Consider the following 5,843-nt stretch of genomic DNA (forward strand, 5'->3'; position numbering starts at 1 on the left):
CAAACAGAATGCTATCGCTGCATAGTTGAACAGTGATGTTCAGCAGTGTTCAGCGTAAATGTATCAGCAACAGGGATGCAGCCGGTTGATTTAACCACCCTGCGTGCTGTGCTCGCCGATCTAACCCAGGCTAAGACAGGTCGGGATCCAGTGTTGCCTGCCCGCGTGGAATGGATCCAACAGACCGATCTGTGGACGGTGGTCATTGGCTTGCGCACCCTCACTGCCCGCCCCTGCTTGCTGTTGTGCTGGCATCCTCAGGCGGCCCGTCTCCACCTCTGTCAGCCTCCTCCCAAAGAGCCGGATGGCTTTCAATTTAGCCAGTTCCTCCAACGGCACCTGAAGGGTTTGGCTCTGACGGAGCTGGCTCTGCTGGAGGATTGGGAACGGGTGATTGACTTGCGCTTTGCCCCTCGGCCCGGGGATCCCCCTTATCGCCATCTCTACCTGGAGGTGATGGGCAAGCACAGCAATGCCATTTTGGTGGACGAGGCGGGCATGATCTTGGCCAGTGGCCATGGGGTGAGCGAGCGCCAATCGCGAATCCGTCCAGTGCAGCCGGGCCTGCCCTACGAGGCTCCTCCGGCCCTAACCGACCCGATCCCGCAGCGATCCGAGCCCTTTTCCTGGTGGCAAGAGCGCGTCGCCCTGATCCCTGGCCCCATCGGCCAACGGCTGTTGCGCTGTTATCGCGGCCTCAGTCGGCATTTGGTGGAAGCGATGTGCCATCAGGCTGGGATCCCGCCGCAAACCCCCAGCGATCACCTCTCTGCCCAGGATTGGCAGGCGCTGTTTGCCAGGTGGCAAGACTGGTTAACCCGTCTGGAAACCGGCCAGTTTGACCCGGCTCCCACTCCCCAGGGATACACCGTTCTCGGCTGGGCAAGCGGTGCCGTTCCCGTTAGCGGGACGGAGTCCCTGCAACAACCTTCTCGACTCAATCTGCACCAACTTCTGGAAGGCTACTACCAGGCTCAGCTTAACCGCGAACAGTTTGAGCGAGAGCGCCACCGTCTGCTGCAAAGGGTATCCACCCTGCTGAAAAAGCTCTATCAGCGGCGAGAGCAATTTGAGGCAATGCTGGCCGACTCCACCCAAGCGGAAGCCTCCAAGCAGGCTGCCGACTTGTTGATGGCCCACCTCCACCTCTGGCGGCCAGGGTTGCATCACATCGAGCTGCCGGATTTTGCCAGCGGCCAGACGGTCAAGATCCCTCTCGACCCCGAAAAAAATGCCATTCTCAATGCCCAAGCCTACTACCGCAAGCACCGCAAACAAAAACGGGCCCAGGATGCCCTCCGACCTTTACAAGAGGCGCTTGGCCAAGAGATCCTCTACCTCGAGCAGGTGGAAGCGTCTCTACAGCAGCTGGAAACCTATCGGGATCCCCAAGACTTAACCACCCTCAAGGAAATTGAGACCGAGCTGATTGAACAGCGCTACTTGGAGAGTCCCACTCGCAACAGCGGGACAGAGTCTCTGCGGGCGAGCTCAAAACATGCCTCACCGGCAACCTTCAACCCCCACCGCTTTACCAGCCCCAGTGGCTTCTCCATTTGGGTGGGGCGCAACAACCTGCAAAATGACCAGCTCACCTTTCGCGTGGCCCAGGAACACGATTGGTGGTTTCATGCCCAAGAGATCCCCGGCAGTCATGTGCTGCTGCGCTTGCCCCCCGGCGCTGTAGCAGAAAGCGAAGATCTGCAGGCGGCTGCTGATTTGGCGGCCCATTTCAGCCGCGGTCGCCTCAGCGAACAGGTGCCGGTAGTCTACACTCGCCCGAAACTGGTGTTCAAACCCAAGGGATCCCCGCCCGGCATGGTCGTTTACAAACAGGAGCAGGTGCTTTGGGGGCGGCCCAGCCATGCGCAGCTGCTCATTGCGTCAGCCCTTGGGCCACACTGACGCAACTGGTCACTTCGTTTCTGGCCAAGTGGGCAGGTTCGAGGCATTCAAGGGAGAACTTCGAGGGAGTAAGCGGCGCTGCGGCCATAGCGGCTGGGGTCGTACATTTCTTCTGCCAAGGCAGGAGCCACCTGGAATTGGCCGGGGATCTCCGGACGGAAGAGATAGACAAACTCATGGCGACCCTGCTTGAGCTCGGTGCTGAAAAAGGCCACGCGGTCATCCCGATTCTCTTGGCGGGTCCAAAACCAGTCCCACCAGTAGTCTGGGGCCAAGCTGGTGAACTCTCGCGGATCCTGGGAGGTGATCTCGGCGCCGCTGGGCAGGGGATCCTCGACCACCACGTAGTGGCTGTCCCGCTCGGCTTCCACCGTCAACCGGGCCAGGAGGATTTCTCCGGCCCTTACTGTGTCGCCAGGGCGCAGCGGCTGCTCTCGGTAGCGGATCTCCCCGTTGGGTTGGAGCTGGGGCTGTAGGCGGAAGTAGCTGCGGCTCACCGCAAAGCCTTGGGCTTGAGAGGGCAGAGGGTTGGGGACGAAGGCTTCTCCCCTCAAGCTGTAGTAAAGGGGGCCGGGGCCGGACTTTTCCAGGCGCAGGCTGCTCAGGTTCCCCACTTCTGCATCGGCCCAATCCAACCCATAGCGGGGATCCGCAGGGCCGGCCTGCCAGCGATCAAGAAGGGATCCAGTTGTCCCATCCAACACCCGCACCTCGCCGGGGCCGGGAAGCTGCTGCTGCTGGGCCTGGTAGTAGGCAGATAGGCCGAGGAGAGCATCGGCGGTGGCTTTGGTGGTGCGCCAGCGGTTGTTTTGCCGCTGCTGGAGAAGGGCCTCGGCAATCTGGGCAGCCCGGTCATCCTGCAAGCGAACGGCCAATTGCAAAAGCGGGCCGGCCACCTCCATGTCGTCGTAGGTGGAGCGCTCGTGGGTTGCCAAGGAAGAGGCAGCCGGGATAAACCAGCGCCCTTGGGGATCCTGTTGCCGCCGCTCCAGAACCTCATCCAGGGCTGCCTGGGCAAGATCCCTCTGGCCCAGTTGCAGGGCGGCCAGCCCTCGGTAGGCCAGGCCAAAGGTGGAGAGCCGCTCCGGCGGCGGCAGGTCGGCAGTCACCAAGGCGGGATCCCAGAGGGCCAGGCTGTAGGCGACAAAAGCCTGTAGATCCGGGGAGAGGGCTTGTGGCTGGGCCAGTTGAGCGGCCAGATAGTCCTGAGCGGCCAGATAGTCCAAGGCCTGCCGCACCCGCCACTCTTTGAGGGCATAGCCAGCAGCTTGGGCAAGGTGATACCCCTGCAGGATGTATCCGGTCAGATAGGGGTTGCTCCGGTCATGGGCCCACCAGCCCCAGCCCCCATCGAAGTTCTGGGATCCCTCCAGCCGCTGCAAGCCGGATCGAAGCACTCGAGGCAGCCGCTCCAGGGTTTGAGAGCGCAGGTTCAAGCCCAACTGCTCGCTGACTTGGGCGACGGCTAGGGCGGGCAAGAAGCGACTCAGGGTTTGCTCGGTGCAGCCGTAGGGGAACTTCACCAGGTAATCCAGCGGCCCCAGCAGGGTTGCTGCCGGGCTAGCGGCCAGTTCCAGGTGAAGCTGCCGGGATCCCGGCACCCAGGTGGCGGGCCAATCCAGCGGCAACTCCAGACTGCCAGACTCCCCTTCACGCAAGCCAGACGGGGTTCCCAGTTGGCCCACTTGGGAGAAGCGATGCGCCGCCCCAAAGGGCTGGCTGGGGATCCGCAGTTGCAACGCATCTTTCAGCCCATTCCCTTCCGCCCAGACCCGCAGAGAGGTATCTCCGGCCCCCAGAACCTGGAGAGGCCATTCCACCCGCCCCGCTCCTTGGGCCGGCACGGTGAGGCGTTGTCGTTCCGGGCCTTGCAATTTCAAGATCCCACCGGCAGGAACAGGAACTTCCAGCCGCACCTCCACCGCTTGGGCTTGACCCGTGCGGTTTTGCACAATGGCCGCCAAGGTGAGCTGATCCCCCACCCGGAAAAAGCGGGGAGCGGCCAAGCGCACCAACAGGTCTTTGCTGACTGAGACCGTGGCAAGAGCGGATCCCACCTGGGTGTCGGCAGTGGCAGCGCGGGCGGTCAAGCGCCAGGTGGTCAGGTTGTCGGGCCAACGCACCTGTACCTGAGCCAGGCCATCGGCATTGGTGACCAGATCCGGGAACCAGGCGGCGGTATCGCGAAAGTCTTCCCGCACTTGACCGGCCAGCTTGTCAGCACCGCCGGGATATTGCTGAGGGAAAGAGGTAGTGGTGGTAACTTGGTTGTACTGGCGCCCATAGAAGAAGCGGCGAATATCCGGGGTGAAGTCGGGTCGCAATAGGTAGAGGGCATTGTCCACAATCCCTAGGCCCACCTCGGCGCTCACCGGCTGCCCTTGGGCGTCGCGGGTGCGGATTTGGATTTGGGCGGTCTCGCCCGGTCGATAGGTGGGTTTATCGGTTTGCAGCTCCACCTGCAAAAAGCGATCCAAGGGGGAGACCCGCAGCAGGGCCTCGCTTCGGTACAGCCGCCGCTCTGGGCCGATGGCAGTGGCAGTGACGTAGAGATTGGGACGATAGTCGCCGCGGATGGGCAGCCGCAGCGTGGCCGTATGCCCCTGGAGACGCAGCACCTGCACCTGGTGCAGCCGGGATCCCTCAATGCCCACCAGCACCGCCACATCCGGCAGCGGCGAGACTATCAGGATCTGGGCCTCCTCCCCCACCTGGTAGATCTGCCGATCCGCCACCACCTCCAGGCTGGGCAGGGATCCCCAACTTTGCAGGGGGCTGCCCGGCTCCACCACCCAGAGATAGTCCACCTCCTGCACCCGTTCGCGCCAGCGGTGCGGAGCACTTTGACGGCGGGGATCCCATGCCGTCAACCGCACCCGGTAGTCTCCCGGCTCCAGGTCGGCGGGCAAGCTGAGGGTGAGGCTGCCTTCCCCGTTGACAATCTGAAAAGGTTGCCGCAGCAGGGTATCTTGCCGTTGGTAGGTGCTGCTCTTGGGATCCCAGCGCCAGCGCTCCAGGCTCAGCTCTCCGGTGGCGCTGACGGGGCGGCCATCGTAATCGCGGGCTTGCAGCCGGTAGGTGAGGGTATCCCCCGGAGCGGGCAGGTGGCGGTTCACTTCCGCAAACAGAGCAAATTCGCCAGCCGTGACCCAGGCCCGCGCCGATCCTGTTACCGTCCGGCGGCTGATATCGGTCACCTCCACCTCGATGCGCAACTGCTGCACCTCTTGGGGGCCCCAGTAGCTGTCTTCTTCCCAGTTGAGATCCTGCAGCAGGCGATCCAGGCGAAACTCCGCCCGCCCTTGGGCATCCGTCACCCCTTCCCCTTCCGCCACCAACTGGCCGTAGCCGCCGTAGTAGCCCTGCTCCTCTCCCAGGTCGTCGGCGAAATAGTCTTCCTCGGCAGAACGGGGCAACAGCCCATAGCGCAGGCTCCAGTCGGGGCTGCTGTAAACTCGGTAGCGGAGCTGGGCAGCGGCCACCGGCGCGCCGAAAAGATACTCGGCCTCCACCTGCACCTTCAGGGATCCCCCCCGCACCAGCCAAGGTCGGTCGGGCACCACCGCCACCTCAAACTCCGGCTTGCGGTAGGCTTCCACCTGAAAAGAGGTGTATTCGCCGCTGGATCCCTGCGGCCCTGACACCTGCCACTCCAGGCCGTAGCTGCCCAGGGGCGCCTCTTCCGGCAGTTGAAACTCCCCATAGACACTGCCAAAAGCATTGGTGGCCAGGGTTTGTTCGCTCAACACATCCCCGTTGGGGGCCGTAAGGGTCAGTTGCACTGCTTGTCCTACCGGGGGCGGCGTGAGGCGGGTTTGCTCTCGCACCAGGGCGCGGAAATAGACGGTTTGGCCAGGGCGGTAGAGGGGACGATCCGTGTAGGCGTAGATCCGGTGGGGCTGGTTCCAGCCATAGGCGTAGCTGCGGGACAAAGCCTG

2 protein-coding genes are annotated in these 5,843 nt (G+C 63.1%); one reads left to right on the plus strand and one right to left on the minus strand.

What is annotated here, in order from left to right; translation table 11 throughout:
* The first annotated feature begins 75 nt into the window (after window positions 1-75).
* Complete coding sequence (locus NW837_RS06400) at window positions 76-1,905, plus strand: NFACT family protein (RefSeq protein WP_414329954.1); 1,830 nt, start codon at window positions 76-78, stop codon at window positions 1,903-1,905.
* Between the two features lie 47 nt (window positions 1,906-1,952).
* On the opposite strand, the gene NW837_RS06405 is transcribed toward NW837_RS06400, so the two are convergent.
* On the minus strand, window positions 1,953-5,843 hold a 3,891-nt coding region (locus tag NW837_RS06405; protein ID WP_414329955.1), incomplete at its 5' end, for an alpha-2-macroglobulin family protein.

It is taken from the genome of Synechococcus sp. R6-10, assembly GCF_047461815.1.
Classification (GTDB): Bacteria; Cyanobacteriota; Cyanobacteriia; order Thermostichales; family Thermostichaceae; genus Thermostichus.